Annotated in this window: 14 protein-coding genes; 6 read left to right on the top strand and 8 right to left on the bottom strand. The window is 41.1% G+C overall.

The annotated features are described in order from the left end of the window. Nucleotides 1-8 precede the first annotated feature (8 nt). The 5 genes from BUE31_RS00410 to BUE31_RS00390 form a co-directional block, all read right to left on the bottom strand. On the bottom strand, nt 9-872 hold the full coding sequence (locus BUE31_RS00410; RefSeq protein ID WP_073399210.1) for a helix-turn-helix domain-containing protein: 864 nt from the start codon (nt 870-872) through the stop codon (nt 9-11). Between the two features lie 22 nt (nt 873-894). Further along, nucleotides 895-1,257, bottom strand: coding sequence for a VOC family protein (locus tag BUE31_RS00405; protein WP_073399208.1), 363 nt, complete (start codon nt 1,255-1,257; stop codon nt 895-897). 323 nt (nt 1,258-1,580) lie between these two features. Further along, on the bottom strand, nt 1,581-2,207 hold the full coding sequence (locus tag BUE31_RS00400; RefSeq protein WP_073399206.1) for a response regulator transcription factor: 627 nt from the start codon (nt 2,205-2,207) through the stop codon (nt 1,581-1,583). A gap of 5 nt (nt 2,208-2,212) precedes the next feature. Further along, a complete protein-coding gene (locus tag BUE31_RS00395; protein WP_073399204.1) occupies nt 2,213-5,176 on the bottom strand; it encodes a ligand-binding sensor domain-containing protein in 2,964 nt (987 codons plus the stop codon). Nucleotides 5,177-5,504: 328 nt separating this feature from the next. After that, entirely contained in the window at nt 5,505-5,969 is a 465-nt protein-coding gene (locus tag BUE31_RS00390) for a hypothetical protein (protein WP_143166999.1), read from the bottom strand. A gap of 318 nt (nt 5,970-6,287) precedes the next feature. Between BUE31_RS00390 and BUE31_RS00380 the strand changes: the two genes are divergently transcribed. Then, entirely contained in the window at nt 6,288-6,554 is a 267-nt protein-coding gene (locus BUE31_RS00380) for a CHC2 zinc finger domain-containing protein (protein WP_073399198.1), read from the top strand. On the opposite strand, the gene BUE31_RS00375 is transcribed toward BUE31_RS00380, so the two are convergent. After that, the gene (locus BUE31_RS00375) at nt 6,551-6,895 is read right to left on the bottom strand and encodes an RNA recognition motif domain-containing protein (RefSeq protein ID WP_073399196.1); all 345 of its coding nucleotides are present in this window, start codon (nt 6,893-6,895) and stop codon (nt 6,551-6,553) included. The genes BUE31_RS00380 and BUE31_RS00375 overlap by 4 nt on opposite strands. A 426-nt stretch (nt 6,896-7,321) precedes the next feature. Here BUE31_RS00375 and BUE31_RS00370 point away from each other — a divergent pair, with 426 nt between their 5' ends. From BUE31_RS00370 to BUE31_RS00350, 5 genes are all read left to right on the top strand, one after another. Beyond that, a complete protein-coding gene (locus BUE31_RS00370; protein ID WP_073399194.1) occupies nt 7,322-8,509 on the top strand; it encodes a hypothetical protein in 1,188 nt (395 codons plus the stop codon). A 1-nt stretch (nt 8,510) separates the two neighbouring features. After that, nucleotides 8,511-9,311 (top strand): peptidoglycan recognition protein family protein, encoded by an 801-nt coding sequence (locus BUE31_RS00365; protein WP_073399192.1) that lies wholly within the window; start codon nt 8,511-8,513, stop codon nt 9,309-9,311. A 163-nt stretch (nt 9,312-9,474) separates the two neighbouring features. Next, complete coding sequence (cls, locus tag BUE31_RS00360) at nt 9,475-10,920, top strand: cardiolipin synthase (protein WP_073399190.1); 1,446 nt, start codon at nt 9,475-9,477, stop codon at nt 10,918-10,920. 489 nt (nt 10,921-11,409) lie between these two features. After that, complete coding sequence (locus BUE31_RS00355) at nt 11,410-12,516, top strand: AAA family ATPase (RefSeq protein WP_073399188.1); 1,107 nt, start codon at nt 11,410-11,412, stop codon at nt 12,514-12,516. A 215-nt stretch (nt 12,517-12,731) separates the two neighbouring features. Next, nucleotides 12,732-14,291, top strand: a complete 1,560-nt coding sequence (locus BUE31_RS00350) for a DUF6965 family protein (protein WP_073399187.1) — start codon at nt 12,732-12,734, stop codon at nt 14,289-14,291. 35 nt (nt 14,292-14,326) lie between these two features. On the opposite strand, the gene BUE31_RS00345 is transcribed toward BUE31_RS00350, so the two are convergent. Both BUE31_RS00345 and BUE31_RS00340 read right to left on the bottom strand, forming a co-directional pair. Continuing rightward, a complete protein-coding gene (locus tag BUE31_RS00345; RefSeq protein ID WP_143166998.1) occupies nt 14,327-14,779 on the bottom strand; it encodes a hypothetical protein in 453 nt (150 codons plus the stop codon). Between the two features lie 251 nt (nt 14,780-15,030). Next, the gene (locus BUE31_RS00340) at nt 15,031-17,484 is read right to left on the bottom strand and encodes an outer membrane beta-barrel family protein (RefSeq protein WP_143166997.1); all 2,454 of its coding nucleotides are present in this window, start codon (nt 17,482-17,484) and stop codon (nt 15,031-15,033) included. Between the last annotated feature and the right edge of the window lie 149 nt (nt 17,485-17,633).

Raw genomic sequence — 17,633 nt, 5'->3', positions numbered from 1 at the left:
CCCCTCAATCAGGCACTTTGCCTGTATTTAAGAGGAGTTGTTTGAAAATGTTCTCTGAATAGCCTGATGAATGAACTGGGGCATTCAAATCCTATCAGGCTTACTACCTCGTTAACAGGGTAATCAGTATTTTTTAACAGTACCCGTGCCCGTTGCAGGCGTAATTGCACCAAAAACTGGTGCGGTGTTAAATAAAATGCTTGTTTAAATGTGCGTAAAAGATGATTAACAGATAAACACGAATATTCAGCCAAATCATCAAGACTAATGTTTTTGTTATAATTGGTATATAAATACTCTTTCGCCAGGTTTAACCTGCGCAATATTTCAATTTTAGTGCTCCGGTTTAAAAAATTAAGACGCTCCGCTTTTTGAAAGATCTCTTCGTTATATAATTTAAAATAGCTGATCAGGCAATGGTGCAAATACTCATTAATAAGCATTTCGTCCTGTACACCGTGATCAAGGTGATATTTCAGATGTTTAATATTAAAAAACAGATCGCCCTTAAACGGATATATAGTTTCACTAAATTCACTTTCCTGCTTGTTGTTATAATTTGGTTTAAGCTGGGTATCGTCTTTTAGCTGCCAGCAATTTTTAAAATCATCCATAAACTTTTCATCAAAGCTTATTGAAAACGAGTGCACAGGTAACGCACAATCAACAGCGCTTGTGTAATTGGTTCCCTTGTTTAATATTAAAAAGGAGTCGGGGTAAATGGATAGATTTCGCCGCCCGATGCTGTAATTTTCATTGCCCGAGAACACAAACTTTATACTAAAATCAGTATTGGACTGCTGGGTAAGTTTGTGGCTCCTTGTGCCACTGTATATTACGTTATTGTTTTTTAATATTTTCAGGTATTCCATAGCAGGTTAAATTTAATTAGGGTTAACTATAAATACGTTCTTCAATTAATAAATAACGGTTACCCGATGGGTCTGAGAATTCGGCCCCCAAGCCAATTGGCGAATACTCCGGTTCGTTATAAAAGTCAATTCCGGCAGTCTTCAGGCTGTGATAGTCATTTAAACAATCATCAGTATTTAAAATTATAGGGGGAGTTTTAGTATTACTTTGTGCCTGTTTAAGTACCAATATAAACACACCCGGATTCCTGGTTTTTATAATGGTACATTCCTGGCCGAATAAGATATTTTTACATCCGTAGATCTCAAGTCCTAACTTTTCGGTAAAAAAAAGCAGTTGTTTTTCAACGTCATCGGTATAAATCGGTATATATTTAATATTCATGTTTAATTTAGGTGTTAAAGTATGGTTGATTGTGCAACGCCTTTATAAACAGCAATGTCTATAGGGTTAATATACTTAGGAGAGATCAGTTATAGTACGATTCAAAGTTAATGCTATAAAAAGGGGATGGTATCACCCTATTAGGGGGAATTTTGAAGAATAGCGTTGGGGATAATAGAAGCAAGAAGTCAAGAGTCAAGAAATGGAAATAGAGTCAGGAATCAAGAAGTCAAGATTCAAGAAAAATAAAAAAGTAGAAAAAAACCTCTTGATTCCTGGCTCCTGACTTCTTGATTCTTGACTTCTTGACTCTTGCTTCTTTCCTAAATAAGCTTATTCTCCCGGGCGGTTTTTATAGCGTCGGCCCTTGAATTTACGTCAAGCTTAACATAGATATTTTTAATATGGCTTCGCACGGTTTCGAGGTCAATAAATAGTTCTTTTGCTATCTGGCTGCGGCTTTTACCGTTGCAGACCTGTTCCAGGATCTGGGTTTCCCGTTTTGATAATGGCGATTCCTGGTTTTTTTGGAACGATTTGATCACCATTTTGGCTATATTGATGCTCATTGGCCCACCACCCTCTTTAACCTCTTTTATTGATTCAATTATTTTTGCCGAGGGTGTATTTTTGGTAAGATAACCTGCCGCGCCATTTGCCAGCGCCTCAAATATTAATTTTTCTGATTCATAAACCGTTAATATCAATATGTAAACATGCGGCAAAAGCTTTTTCAGTTTGGGGATAGCATCAATACCATTTGTACCCGGCATTTCAATATCAAGCAATATCACATCCGGCTTATCATTTGCAATTTTCAGCGCAGCCGATTCATAAGAGCAATAGGATGATACCACTTCATATCCTTCTGTATTCCCTATTAAAAATGAATACCCATTGCGGATAGTATCGTCATCCTCAATTATAGTTACCTGTATGTTACGGTTCATAGCATTTACATTTTAGCATTCAGTTTAACCTGCAATTCGGCAGTTGTACCTTTTTCGCCTGTGCTGCCTATTTTAAATTGCGCGCCTATACGGCTAGCTCTCGATCTTATATTTACAAGGCCGTGCCCGCGTTTTGCTTTGTTTTCATCATAACCGTTACCATCGTCTGTAATCCTGATGATAAGCCGGGCTTTATCAGGTTGTTCAAGGCTCACCTCAACATTCTGTGCGTCAGCATGTTTCAGCACGTTGGTTAAAAGCTCCTTAAATATCATGGTAATGTTACGGCTATACTCCATCGGAAGTTTCACCACGTTAAAGCTCTCGGTAATCCCGTCAAAATTAAAATCAATATTTACATCCTGGAACATTTCAATACCTGTTTCTTTTACATGCATCAGCGTTTCGTATAAATTGTCGCTTTTAGGGTCAAGCGCCCAAAGTATATCCTTAGTTCCATTATACAAAGCGGTGGCATTTTGCCTGATCTGCTCTACCAGGTTTTTCTGATCAATCTTATCCTTATCTAGCTTGGTGCTCAACACGTCAGACAGTACGGTAATCCGGGTTAATTTATTCCCCAGGTCATCATGAAAATCTTCTGCGGTTTGCTGCCTTAGCTTTTGCTTTTCTTCGCGTTTCAGGGTTTCAAGGGCTTGTTTTTTGCTTATTTGGTGCTGATGCAAAAAGTACTGGATCACAAATCCCAATAAAACTAAAAAGACCAGCCCCAGCACACGGAATATTGTCTTTTGATAAAAAGGCGGCACTATTTCAAATTTAAGAACAGCTGTTTTTGATGAGATCTTCTCTTCGGGGCTAAGCGCTTTTACCTCAAAGGTATATTTACCCGGTGGCAGGGATGGATAGTCGACCGTATTGCTTTTTACCGGCCAGCAAAACTGGTCGTCCAAACCGGTTAACTTATACTGATAAGTTACCTCATCCGGGTTTTTCAAATAAACGCCCTGGAAGGATATAACCAAATGATTTTGCGATGCAGATAGTTTTATATTGGCACCCGGATCTTCGTCTATTGATTGTGTGCCTTTGTTACCATCCAAAAATAATTTCACCCCCTGTATCAACACATGCGGCGATTTTTCAGGTAATGGTTCAATGTTGGTGTTAAATACAATTATGCCTTTGGTTGTGCCAAAAAACACTTTCCCATCATCGTAAAGGGCTGCATTCTGGTTAGCCTCTACTACAAGGTCTTTTGAGGTCCCGGCTTGCTGAACTTTGCATTCCATACTGCCCGGCTTAATGGTCAGCCGGTTTATACCGCGCCCTGTGCCAACCCATATAACGCCGTTGTTATCTGTAACAAGGCTATATATGCTGTTGGCTTTAAACCCATCCTTTACAGCATAATTTTGGAGCTTATTGTGTTTGTCCCATATAAACAAGCCCCTGTCGTCTGTACCAATTAAAATCTTATCCTTATACTGCATAATGCAAAGAATGGCCGATGCGTTTAACCTGCCCAGCTTAAACCCGGGCACAATTTTCTTATTTACAACAAGTTTTACGCCCTCCTGGCTTCCTATCAGTATTGAATCTTTTCCACACGGAATAATTGCAGAGGTAAAAGATGTTAATCCCTGCAGATAGGTCATTTCATTGTTTTCATAATAATAACATCCCTGCGGGGTTGCTATCCACATGGTATTATCGCTATCAACCGTTATAAAATTGATCGACCGGGTTTCAGTTCCGCTTATCAGCTTAAAGCTTGTACCGTCATATTTCCAGATACCACCATGATCTGCCCCTATCCAAACATTTTTATCTTTATCAATAAAAAGACTTTGAATAATTGATATGCCAGGCCCCATTGACGGTTGCCATAGTTTACTCAATACGCCTTTGCTGTATTTCATAATACCACCGCCCGCGGTGCCTAATAAAATATTGTTGCTTTTATCGTGAGCCATGCTCATTACCACCTGGTTTACATTTATCCCCTGCGACTCATCATAAATTACGTGGCCCGCGCCTTCATACCTGAACATCCCGCTCCCATTTGTTCCTAACCATACATTATGGTCGTTATCACAGTAAATATCAGATACCGCATTATTGGTTAAGCCATTACCCCCGGTAAAATGAATGGTTTTTTGTTTGCTTACAAAATAAGCGCCACGTTGCGTTCCTAACCATAGGTTATCATCATAATCCTGCACAAAGCTCATCAACGGGCCTGCATTGGCATCAACATCTTTATTTTGATACCGGCTTACCTGTTTATCAATTGCTATAAATAAACCCCTTGGTGCAAGCAGGTACAGTTTTTTACTATCAAACCTATCAAATTGCATTTTAAATACGTAAGCTGATCTTATCTCTCCTGTAAATGGCGCGTACAATACCCACTTGCCGTTTTCCAGCTTATAAATTCCTTTATCTATAAATGATACATATAAGCTCCCGGTTTTATCTGCAACAATACAGCTAACCGAATAGTTAAGACTGTCAGGCATTTGTACCCTATGCATCCTGTTATTAATGGCTTTGTACAAATGGTTGCCCATTACCATCCATATCACACCGCTCTGTTCTTCGGCAATATGTGTCACCCAAGTTTTTTTTACATCAGCAGGTATGGGGTAGTTATATACTTTTTGATCTTTTATTGATGACAAGCCCATGTTGGTGCCCAGCCAAACCGTTCCTTTTTTATCGCCGTAAATTTCATATACAAAATTGTTGGGCAGGCCTGTTGTTTTTGAGATGTTATAATAATCGTGGCCATCAAAACGGCTAACACCACCGAGCGTAGCTATCCATAAGCGGTGGGTATTATCCTGGTACAGCCTGTTTACCTGCGATTGAATAAGCCCATCCTCAATATCATAATGCGCAAATGCATACTTCTGCGCCGTTGCCTTATTACCACAAATAAGTATAATGCAAAATACCCAAACAAAAATTAATGGGAGGTGTACAGAATGTGTTGATCTATTCAAAACAGGTACATAAGTGTGGTTCGCAGCTTAATTGATAACCATGTATACAAATTAAGCTAATACTAATGTAATAAAAAATCACCCCAATGGGGTGATTAATTAAAGACCAGTTAAAAGCAAGAAGTCAAGAGCCAGGAATCAAGATGAAAATAATTGAGGCCAGTCAATTTTGATGTATAAGCTTCTGTCGATATAAACTCATATCTTGATCCTTGACGTCCTGACTCTTGATTCTTGTCTCTTGATTCTTGACTTCTTGCATCTTGATTCTTGACTTCTTGTCTCTTGATTCTTAACTTCTTGCATCTTGATTCTTAACTTCTTGTCTCTAATTCCTGGCTATTACTTTTTGAGGTTCAGTTACTTCTTTATCATCAAAAACCTTACACACCTGGGTTATTTTCCACTCTTTATCTATGTTCTTTTCCAATATTAAAAAGTTATGTTGTATAGTGTTTTCGTAGTTAAAATCAACGCGGGCAATAACCAGGGCGTCGCTTTTTGCAAGCACTTCGTATTTTGCATCACAATTTTGCGTAACATTTGCTATTTGCTGCATTTGCGCAACAAGTTTTGCTTTTGATTGGATTAACACAACTTCGCCACGGGGAATCTTAAAGGTGGCATCCTCGCCCATTACCGCATCCAGTTTTTTATAATTGGAGTTCATATGGCTGTCGATAAAATCGCGGATGGTTTTGTTATAATCGGCCGGACCGGTACCGGCATATGTTTTACCTGTAAAGGCTAATAATAAACCTATTATTAAAACCTTAAAAAATTTGCTTCTCATTTTGCTGTTTTTTTTATCAAATGTATTGAGCAAAGCAAAAGCGAAATATGCGAAACCAATCATTGGATATGCCGTTAGCACCAATATTGAATGACTTAGCGGGAATTTGTTATTATGGGATAAAGGATTTGAATGCCGAAATCATTTCATTAATCGGTATTTCTTGCGAGGTGTCCTGGATTTTTAATGATTTTTTTAACTTAACGGGATTAAAAAGAGGATTTATATTTTAATTTCCTAACATCATTAAAATTTTCAACATTCAACGGCTTTGGTTTGCGCCCTACTGATGGTTGTGTATGTTTGTCGTACTATATTATGTCGCCAGAATTTATACAAACCCAAACTGATTTAACCCGGATCGTATCAAAACATTTAAAACTTGAAACAGGCAGGCGTATTTTAAAGGCTAACTGCCCGTTTCATGCAGATAGCTCTGATTCCTTTATGGTATCGCCGGCCAAAAACATCTTTAAATGCTTTGGCTGCGGCAAAGAAGGCGGGCCGATAGAATTTGTAATGGCTATTGAAAGCAAAAGCTATGATGAAGCGGTAAAAAGCCTGGCTTTAGAGTTCGGCGTTTAAATTGGCCTTCTTGGGCGTTTCTTTTTTTCAAAGCTGCTGCCTGATGAAAATGAAGATGACCTCGTATTTGAAGAATAATTTCTGGGTGCTGCAACAGGTTTTTCTTCCCTTATTTTTACATTTAATTGCCTGCCGCCAACTTCAATGCCGTCAAGCGCTTCAACAGCCTTTTCGGCGCCGTCTTTGCTCATCATCTCTACAAATGCATAACCTTTGCAAATCCTCGTCTTTTTATCCCGTACAATTTTAATAGTACTGATGTCGCCATGTAACCCAACAAGCATCGCGATGTCAAGTTCTGTAAAATCAAGCGGGAAGCCACCCACAAATATTTTGATCATATATAATTAAACAGTAAGTGTGCAAATATAAGTATCTGGCTGATTAATCAATGCTCCAATAATTCACTTCGGTAAGGAATAATAAAATGCAAATTAAACAACACAACCACGGTTTATAATTCCGGGCTCTAACTAACGAAATATTTGCCATTCATGTATCAATATCCCTTAAATAAGTTTTAATAAATACCATTACTATTTGCTGCTGCATATTTAATGATAATAAATAAATTTTACTAAAAGCTTGTAAGCCAATATATTTTATCAGATATTTATTGGTAATAAACACAAACCTGACATCACTTCATAAAATGCCTGCAAACATAACTTATAGTTATAATAATTTATTTTTTTGAATGATAACTGTCATTTAAATTAATAATAACTAAGCTATAAATCGGCCTAAAACACTTAACCACAATCAACATGTTCGGATCAAACATTTTAGAGATCGCAATAGGGATAATATTTGTATTTATCCTGGTGAGCACTATTTGTACCGCCATCCGCGAAGGAATAGAGGCTAAGCTTAAAACCCGTGCCGCCTATCTTGAACAGGGCATCCGCCAGCTTTTACATGATACAAATGGCACCGGCCTTGCCAAAGCGCTTTACGAGCATCCTTTAATTTACGGGCTTTTTAATGGTGGTTATACTGCCGGTAAACAAAACAAAAGTCCTGACCTGCTGGCAAAGGGCAGCAACCTGCCCTCCTATATCCCATCAAAAACTTTTGCTGCGGCATTAATGGATATTGCTGCCCAGGGTGTTAGCACCAATGCTACAGACGCCACCACAGGAACACCGGTAATAACACTTGCTTCGGTAAGGAAAAATGTAACCGAAATGCAAAACCCCGAAATAAGACGGGTATTGCTTTACGCTATTGATACTGCAAAGGGCGACCTGAATAAAGCCCAGGCCAATATTGAGGACTGGTATAACAGCGGCATGGACAGGGTTTCGGGCTGGTACAAGCGCTCAACCCAGTGGGTTATTTTATGGATAGCCCTTGTGGTAACCATAACGCTGAATGTAAATACCATTAAGGTTGTTAAATATCTTGCAAAAAACGATACGCAGCGCAAAATGCTGGTTGCAAGCGCAGAATCTGCCGCAAAAGATACCAGCAAGAATATAGGTTACCAGGCTGCACAAACCCAGCTTGATGCACAAAACCTGCCAATAGGCTGGGATAATGATTGCCTCACATCTGCCAAAATGGACCCTGGCGCTCCAAATAGTTTTTGGAATACTTTTATGGGCCCGCTCTTAGGCTGGCTGATTACCGCATTTGCGGCTACCCTGGGCGCGCCCTTTTGGTTTGATATGCTGAACAAAGTTATGGTAGTAAGGTCAACAATTAAGCCGAATGAAAAGAGCGGTGAAGGGGCTCCAAAAGATTCGCAAACACCACAGGTAATTACTATAAACACTACACCGCCGCCAACGGGAGGAAATGGCGGGGTTACTGACGGAGCGGCAGATCAAAACCCGCCGCCGCCACCAGATCCGCCGGCACCCGGCGATACTGAACCAGACGGATGCGGTGTAACAACAACAGACTTAACGGGAGATCCAGATCTGCCGGAATCAAAAGGAGGAATGATATAATATGGCTTTTTCATTAACATGGCTACCGGATGTTTTAGTAAACGCCGGTTTAAAAGTAGCAAAATCACCAGGCTGGGAAACCCGTGGCCATGGCGATATGGGGAATATATTAGGTGTACTTTGCCACCACACGGCAACACCTGGTAAAAACAGCGGCAATATGCCCACGCTTAATACCTTAATAACAGGGAGGCCAGACCTTCCCGGGCCACTGTCGCAATTGGGGCTGGGCAGGGATGGAACCTATTACATTGTAGCCGCCGGCAAATGCTATCATGCCGGTGCAGGTTTGTGGCGCGGCGTTACCAGCGGAAACAGCAATTTCATTGGCATTGAGGCCGAAAACACAGGCGGGCGTGATGATTCGCCATGGCCACCGGTACAGATGGATGCCTACCACCGTGGTGTAGCAGCTATACTGAGCCATATTGGCAAGAGCGCCGATTTTTGCGCCGGGCATAAAGAATATGCATTGCCGGCGGGCCGAAAATCCGACCCCGATTTTGATATGAACGTCTTCCGCGCAGCGGTAACCGATATATTGAATGGCGCAGCCCCTGCACCCGTGCTGATCCCTGTGGTTGCCCCTGCAACACCCACTCAACCGGCACGCGCTACACTTCGCAGGGGTTTACCAAATGACCCTGCGCTGGTTAAAATTGTACAAACCAAACTGGGCCTAACCGCCGACGGAGACTTCGGCCCCGGTACTGAAGCTGCTGTCCGCGCATTTCAATCTCAGCATGGTGCAGTGCCCGATGGCATTATTGGCCCCAAAACATGGCTGATGATCGATCCTTAATTTGCCCTATTTTCACTGATATATGTTGATAGAACCTGGCTTTGGCCGGGTTTTGTTGCGTTTGGAAATACGGCTTGCCGGATATAACAAAACCCCTGTTAAATTGTATATTACAGCAATTACCGGTCAGTAAAATAGACGACCCAAATCTTAAACAAATAATATGCATTGGTATTGGTTAGCAAGCGCAGGCTATGTTTTTTTGGTAATATTTGTATGCCTGCGTATTTTGTATGATATCCGCTCAACCAGTAAAACATTTGCTTATCTGCTGATTACCATTTTGGTGCCCGTAGTTGGCATAATTATTTACTTTGCCGTTGGCGCCAATTACCGGAAAAATAAGCTCTACAGTAAAAAAATAATTAATGATAATAAACTGTTGGCCGAGATTAGGAACAAAATAGTTCATGAGTCTGAAAAAACATGGGAAACAGGGGCAGAAGAGGTTAAAAGCCATAAAAAATTAGCCCGGATGTTATTGAACGATAACAGCCCGCTAACCGGTGATAACGAGGTTACACTTCTGTTAAATGGCGAGCAAAAATTCCCCGAAGTGATACTGGCGTTAAAGGCTGCCAAACATCACATCCATATGGAATACTATATTTTTGAGAATGATGATATAGGTAACCAGGTAAAAGACATCTTAATTCAAAAAGTGGCTGAGGGGGTCAAGGTTCGTTTTATTTATGATGATTTTGGCAGCCGCTCTATCCGCAAAAATATAGTACCTGAATTGTTAGCGGGCGGGGTTGAGGCCTATCCTTTTTATAAGATCCTTTTTATTGCCCTGTCTAACCGCACAAATTACCGTAATCACCGCAAAATAATTGTTATTGATGGCTGCACCGGTTTTATTGGCGGGATAAACTTTAGCGACAGATACATTAACGGAATAAATAAAAAACAGCTTTTTTGGCGCGATACGCATGTACGCATAAACGGGCCCGGTGTGTACTACATGCAATACCTGTTTATTTGCGACTGGAATTTTTGTGCCGACCAGGAACTGAAGATCGAAGAAGAATTCTTTTGTTCCGCCAAAAGCAAAAAGGGGCATGCCATAATACAGATAGCCGCCAGTGGCCCTGATTCTGATAATCCGACCATTATGTTTTCCCTGATTGAAGCTATAGGGATGGCCAGTGATGAGCTGTTGATCACCTCTCCATATTTTATACCGGGCGAAAGCATCCTGGATGCCCTGAGTGTAGCTGCCTTAAGCGGGGTTAAAATAAAGCTGCTCGTGCCTTACAAGTCAGATTCTGCATTAGTTAACGCTGCGGCACGGTCATATTACGGCGAAATGCTTGATGCTGGTGCAGAGATCTATTTATATAAAAAGGGCTTTGTACACGCCAAAACAATGGTTGCCGACGGTAAACTGGCTATAGTTGGTTCTGCCAATATGGATCACCGCAGCTTTGAGCTTAATTTCGAGGTAAACAGTATGATTTATGATACCCAAATAGCCGGGCAACTGCGCGATGCTTTTTATAATGATATTAAAGATGCAGTTAAGCTAAACCCAAAAACATGGGCAAAACGCACCCTGTTTAAACAGCTTCCCGAAAAATTGGTGCGGCTGTTGTCTCCGCTTTTGTAAAAAAAGTGAGTCCGGTTCTCATCTTCAAATCAACACATCTTAAAATTTCTCGTCCCAGCAGAGTCTCGCATCGCGGACCCTCCGTTGTGGATTGCAAAATGTAATACCCCTTATCATTTTAAAAAATGCCCTGATGAGGCAAATATGTATCGTTGTTAATAATTCAATAAATAGCAACATTTAGCAACAATAGCAACACTTGTTGTCAATGTTGTTAAATGTTGCTAATCATCGCCAATAAATAATTCTTTATTTTCTTTGATAATACAGAATTATTCTGTATTATTGTACCTCAATTAACAACCATCCCGGCACTCACCGTAAGTATGGTTCGATAAACAATCATCAATAAAATATAATGATCACAAACACATCCCCACCTGCGGATAATCCTATCCCACAAAAACAAACTATGCCAACCGGCATAACAAAATCCATTAATCAACCTTTCAACATTCAAACCTTACAACTTTCAAACTCCCCAAAAACATGCTAAAACCTGAATTTAACCTCGAGAAAAGGGGCATCGGCTCCATTACTCCTGCTGTAGCAACCCAACATGTAAATGATATGATAGCTATGCCAACACCTGTACGCCACAACCGTTTGTTTAAAAAACAACCTGCGCAACAATGGATTGAGGATGCAAAAGGCCGGCCCATCCCTAAAATGCTTTTTGATGCGTTTTGGTTTGAGGGCGAGCTGTGCATACTGTTTGCCGAGAACGGCGTAGGCAAATCATTACTGGCCGTGCAGATAGCCAACAGCATAAGCCTGGGCCTCCCTATTGCAGGCTTTAAGTTTGAAGCCGCAAAGCAGCCAGTATTATATTATGATTTTGAGCTGAGTGATAAGCAGTTTGAAGGACGCTATTCAATTGACTATAAAAATCATTATATATTTAATAAAGACCTGATCCGTGCTGAAATAGACGCTGATAGTACTGATTATAAAAAACAGGGTTTTGATACTTTTGAAGATTATTTAAATGATGAGCTTGAAAAGGATATTATTGAAACCGGTATTAAGATTATTATTATTGATAATATAACCTACCTTAAAACAGAGACTGAACAGGCAAAGGATGCCCTGCCGCTAATGAAGGGTTTGATTGAGCTGAAAAAGAAATACAAGCTCTCGATAATGATACTGGCACATACGCCAAAGCGCGACCTGTCGCAGCCCATTACGCGTAACCATTTGCAGGGTAGTAAACATTTATCAAACCTTACGGATAGTATTTTTACCATTGGTGAGAGCCAGGTTGACAGTAAGGCCAGGTACCTTAAGCAAATAAAATCGCGCAGCAGCGAAATGTTATATGATAGTAATAACGTGGTTGAATGCAGGTTACATCAGCCTTATAACTTTGTACTGTTTGAGTTTATGGGCTTTGGTACTGAAAACGAACATCTGAAAGTAAAAGTAAAGGCTGATAAAAGCGAGCTTGAAGATAATATTACCCAACTGCTTGCCGCCGAACCGGGGATAACTGTTTATGCTATAGCCAAAAAATTGTGTACCGATGAAAGTAAATTCAGAAGCTTTACAATTAAAGTTGCCCGCATAGTTAAAAACATGGATAGCAACAAATAGCAACACTAACAACAAGTGTTGCTAATGTTGTTATTTGTTGCTAAACCCTATGATAAATTACCCCTTTGTCATCCTGAACGCAGTGAAGGATCTTATCCAACTGATAAGTCGCCGCCATACTTGTCCTGCGTTCATATCCCGCGTAGAAGATCCTTCACTGCGTTCAGGATGACAAATTAATATCTTCCGAACACCTTTCTCTAAGCTCCAACCCCATGCACCGCTATACCCTTGAACCCTACCACGGACCGGCAAGCCGTTATACCTGCCCTGAATGCAATAGTAAACGAACCTTTAGCCGCTATATTGATACCCAAACCAACAACCATATTGCCGGCCATGTGGGCCGTTGCAGCAGGGAAGACAAGTGCGGATATCATTTTAAGCCAAAGGAATGGTTGGGAAAGGGGTTCATAGATAATGGTTCATGGTTGATGGCCGGAGATGAGAAGCAATTGGACAGGGCAAGGTTGATACCTACTAAAAATGGCTATGAACCATCAACTATAAACCATGAACTGTTTGCGCGCTCCCTCAGTAATTATCATCAAAATAATTTCACCAACTGGCTGATAAAGTTATTTGGGGAGGATGTTACCGGCAGCCTGATCAGTAAATATTTAATTGGCACATCAAAACACTGGCGGGGCTCAACGGTGTTCTGGCAGGTTGATGAGCAGGGCAACATCCGCACCGGTAAAATAATGTTGTATGGCGCTAATGGCAAGCGGATTAAAGAGCCGTATAATCATATAAATTGGGTGCACGCGTTGCTGCGCAAGTCCGAAAGTCGGAAAAGTCCGGAAGAAGCTGCAATAAACGCTGACAGGCACAACGGCTCCCCTTCTCAAAAAACAAATCATCTTTCGGACTTTCGGTCTCCCGGACTTTCGGACTTCCATCTAAAACAATGCCTGTTCGGTGAGCATTTACTTAAAGAAGCCCTCCTGGCGCCTGTGGCTATTGTTGAAAGCGAAAAATCGGCAATAATTGCCAGCGTTTACTGGCCGCAGTTTATCTGGCTGGCAGCGGGTAGTTTAAGTAATTTAAATGCTGATAAATGCGGGGTGTTAAAGGGTAGAAACGTAACCCTTTTCCCCGATCTGAATTGTTTTGATAAATGGGAGCAAAAAGCCCGCAGCATTAAGCTCAACTTTAAAACCTCTGCCCTGCTCGAAACCGTGGCAAACAACCAGGAACGGGAACAAGGCCAGGATGTAGCCGACTATTTATTAAAGTTTGATTGGCAGGAATTTAGGGCGAAAGCTGAAAGCGTGAAAGCTGAAAGCGAAAAGGTAAAAGCTGAAAGCGAAAAGCAGGAAGGTAGCGACTGCCCACTGCCTACTGCTCAGTGCCAACTTCCCCCCGACGTACAACCAACACCTGAGTTTTCATTTAATGAACCGCAGAATATTGTAAAGGCAATAGCGCATACCTTTAATTGTAAAGCAGGTGATATGTTCTGGCAGCTTAATATCCCTAAACCCCAGCCAATACAAAATAAAGAGATAGATGAACTGGAAGCCTATTTTACCGGCATTGAACTGCCCAAAGGCCCTATCCGCATAAACAAGTGTTCGGTTATCAGGGATGTGCGTTTATTTATCGATAGTCACCTGGTAGTTGTAAAACGTTATCATGATAAGGATTGGTTCAGAGTATACCTGGAAAGGTTGAGGTGGTTGAAGGCGTATTTGGAAGGGGTGGTAGTGGGAAATGAGGCGAACTCACCGTATACTATTTTGCAGGGGGGATCTACATATGAATTGGGATAACATTAAAAAACGGCTTTCTATTATTTGGTTTGAATTTACCGATTATCTTTCTTTTTTTTATATTGAGAGGGAAGGTTATTTAAATTTGATATTGATTGTTGTAATGTGTTTACTTTCTGTTCTAACTCTGTTATACGCTTTTCTAAATTATTAGATTTATAAGTAAAATATGCAGTCAATAATACAGAAATAATAGTCACTGCTACAGCGAACCGTCCAACAGAAAGTGAACCTACACGAGATTTTTTTTGTTCCATAAAGTCGTGCCCAAATGGCAGTATTTCAGCTAATACTCTTCTTTGGCCGTTGTCATCATCTTTGAGATAATACGATATATGGCCATTTTCTTGCATTCTCTTTAATAGAATTTCACCTCGTTGTTTAGCATCTCTTTTTCTATAATTAGGGTTTAATTTGGCAATTTGGCTCTTATAATCGGTAATATCGACGGGGTTATTTATTCCCTCTTTATACAGTTTATTGAGCATTTTTAGGTAAGGGTCTCTCCACATTGTAAAAGATCAAACAAATAAAAATATCTTTAAATAAGTGGCTTAAATCTATGGATATTTTTTATTCTTTTTAGGCTCTTTTCCAGGTGTTTTTGTGGCTTGCAAAGTGTAATATTGGCGTGTAAAGTCGCACGTTCACCTTGCATGCGGGCGCAGGGTCCGCGATGCGAGACCCTGCGGGGACGTAAAATTTTGTCTTTTCCTGACTTAGAACTCAAGACTAAGCCTCACCCATTCCCTACCCTTTCCATTTCCTCGCTTGCGCTGCCATCTGTACGTTTTACCGTTTTGTAGGTTTTACCAAATCGGTAGGTAAAGGTGAGCGTAAACACCCTGCTATCCCGTTTAATTTTAAAGTATTCGGTAGCGTTTGGGAAGGATGTAAAGCCCTCCATTGCATTGGTATATAAAATATCGCGTAAGCTAAATTTCAAAGTTCCTTTCTTTTTCAACACCGGCCTTGCTATGCCTGCCGAAAGCTGCCCGGTTGGGTACAACAATTCCTGCACATCGTTCCGTGCCCGGGTAGTATAAAAGCCGGAGATCTCGGCAGTATAGGTTTTGGCTATGGTAAACTGGTTATTTGCGCTGATGTTAAGCTGATTAATTTCGCTGGTGTAATTATTGCCGTTAAAGCCGCGCAGCTGTTTGTGGTTAAAGGTAGCCTGCGCCGTAAGGCTCCACCAGTTTAACGGCGATACCGAAACCGCTTGCGACACCCCGATATTATAGGTATGCCCCACATTCCCCTGCGTATATAGCAAGATGCCTTTAGCCGCATCATTCAAAAACAGCTGCGAAAAATAGTTTTGTATGTTACTGTATGATACGCTGGTGGTGAGCAGGTTTTTATATTGGTGACTCAACTCAAAGTTCCAGCTAAACTGAGGCAAAAGGTAGGGGTTACCGGTCTCATAGGTGTATTTGTTAATGATAAAGTAAAACGGGTTAAGGTTTTGAAACACGGGCCTGTCAATCCGCCTGCCTGCGGTAAGCGTAAAGCTATGTGACGAATCTGCCTGGTAGCTAACGTAACCGCTCGGGAAAAACTCGCCATAATTACGTGAAAAGGCCGAATCTTTCTGAACTGCATTACCCAGCTGGTTTGCTTTATAGCTGGTATATTCATACCTAACCCCGCCCTGTAAGGTTAATTTACCATATTTCTTTTCGATAGATGAGTACAAGGCATTAATATTTTCCTTATACAAAAAATGGTTGCTTTTGGTATTGTCATCAACCCATTGTCCCCCTTCAAAGTTCTGATAGGCCGCCAGGTTATCCGTATTGCTGTATGACGATTTTACGCCCGATTGCAGGGTACCGTTTTCACCAAGCTTCAGCGTATAATCTACCTTGCCCGAAGCTATCTTTATGGTGGTAGGGATATTTCCGCGCGATTCATCCTGGTAGCCGCCGGGCGTAAGCAACTCATTATTAAAATCCTGCTTAGTATTGAGGCTGTAATGCAGGTAGTCAAGGTCAACAGCGAGATCCTGTGATGCAGAGAGCGTATGCCTTAAATTTAAATTTATCGCACCGTTTTTAAACTTATTATCGTTTTTGTTCCCGGTAGCTATAGCCGAATCAACCGTACCTGCCGGATCTAACCAGGTGGCTGTAGCAAGATTGTTGCCATAACGGTGAATACTGGTACCGCTTAGCACAATGCCTATGGTAGTTTTTGGGCTGATGTAATAATCGAGCCCGGTTTTAATGGTGTTATTAAAAAACTTACCGCTAAAAAAAGAGGGCTGCCGCAACATGGCGGTTACAGCCCCGTTATCATCATAATATTTCCTGAGCGCATACAGATTAGTCAGGTATTCAACATAGTTAAAGTTGTAATTAAAAAAGGTGTTGATCTTCCCGATGCGGTAGTTGAGCACCAGGCTGTTATTATTTTTTGGATAAACGCCCTGTCCCACCGAAGTGGTAAACGAGCCGTTAAAGCCTTTCTGCCTGTTCTTTTTTGTTTTTATGTTGATAATGCCCGCATTGCCGCTTGCATCATATTTGGCTGTTGGATTGGCTATCAACTCAATCTGCGATACCTGCGATGAGCTCATGCTACTTAGTAAATTGTTCAGGTCCGCACCCGACAGGTAGGTGGGTTTATCGTCAATGGTTACCAGTACACCTGCCTTCCCTTGTAGGGAGATGCCACCGTTCCTGTCCACCGTAACCCCCGGCGATTTCTCCAGCACCTCCAACACGGTTGAGCCCGCGTTGGTAACTGATGCGTCAACATTAACCACCATTTTTCCCTGTTTCATTTCTATAACGGGGGCATGCGCTGTAACATCTACCTGCTGCAAATTAGTGGTTGACGGTTGCAGTTTTATAGTATCAGTAATTACATCGGCAGGAAAATGATAAACCCGGCTGGTTTGTGGTTTATAACCTGTGCTGCTTACTAAAAAGGTATAGGAACCCCTTTGAATGCTTACAAAACTTGCCATTCCGCTTGCATTGGTTACAACAGTTTTTAGCAGTTTATTATCTTTCAATAGCTTAACCGTTGCGCCATCAGCAGGCTGCAGCTTTTCGTTTACTACTACAAGTGAAAAGTTATGGGCGTTCTCTGTTTTAGGCTGACAATAAACTCCTGCACAAAACAGCAACAACACACCCATGCAGGCCGTTTTTTTTATAAATGGAATTAAGTAAACGTTTTGCAAATTGAGGTCAGTTTAAAAACAGCAATATATATAACTATTGGTGATTGTAAATAGGTGGTGATCACCTTTTTGAAGCAATTTTATTCCCTCTGTCCACAGAGGGCGAGCGAAGCAACGTTGGGGTGAGTCAACTCTGCGCCATGCGTTTA

It is taken from the genome of Mucilaginibacter sp. OK098 (assembly GCF_900142915.1).
Taxonomy (GTDB): Bacteria; Bacteroidota; Bacteroidia; order Sphingobacteriales; family Sphingobacteriaceae; genus Mucilaginibacter.
The sequence above is the reverse complement of the archived record's forward strand: the minus strand, read 5'-3'. Positions and strand labels throughout refer to the sequence as shown.

Excerpts from the sequence above, each read along its gene's own strand:
- BUE31_RS00410 (WP_073399210.1), bottom strand. The coding sequence starts at position 872 with ATGGAATACCTGAAAATATTAAAAAACAATAACGTAATATACAGTGGC.
- BUE31_RS00405 (WP_073399208.1), bottom strand. The coding sequence starts at position 1,257 with ATGAATATTAAATATATACCGATTTATACCGATGACGTTGAAAAACAA.
- BUE31_RS00400 (WP_073399206.1), bottom strand. The coding sequence starts at position 2,207 with ATGAACCGTAACATACAGGTAACTATAATTGAGGATGACGATACTATC.
- BUE31_RS00390 (WP_143166999.1), bottom strand. The coding sequence starts at position 5,969 with ATGAGAAGCAAATTTTTTAAGGTTTTAATAATAGGTTTATTATTAGCC.
- BUE31_RS00380 (WP_073399198.1), top strand. The coding sequence starts at position 6,288 with ATGTCGCCAGAATTTATACAAACCCAAACTGATTTAACCCGGATCGTA.
- BUE31_RS00375 (WP_073399196.1), bottom strand. The coding sequence starts at position 6,895 with ATGATCAAAATATTTGTGGGTGGCTTCCCGCTTGATTTTACAGAACTT.
- BUE31_RS00370 (WP_073399194.1), top strand. The coding sequence starts at position 7,322 with ATGTTCGGATCAAACATTTTAGAGATCGCAATAGGGATAATATTTGTA.
- BUE31_RS00365 (WP_073399192.1), top strand. The coding sequence starts at position 8,511 with ATGGCTTTTTCATTAACATGGCTACCGGATGTTTTAGTAAACGCCGGT.
- cls (WP_073399190.1), top strand. The coding sequence starts at position 9,475 with ATGCATTGGTATTGGTTAGCAAGCGCAGGCTATGTTTTTTTGGTAATA.
- BUE31_RS00355 (WP_073399188.1), top strand. The coding sequence starts at position 11,410 with ATGCTAAAACCTGAATTTAACCTCGAGAAAAGGGGCATCGGCTCCATT.
- BUE31_RS00350 (WP_073399187.1), top strand. The coding sequence starts at position 12,732 with ATGCACCGCTATACCCTTGAACCCTACCACGGACCGGCAAGCCGTTAT.
- BUE31_RS00345 (WP_143166998.1), bottom strand. The coding sequence starts at position 14,779 with ATGCTCAATAAACTGTATAAAGAGGGAATAAATAACCCCGTCGATATT.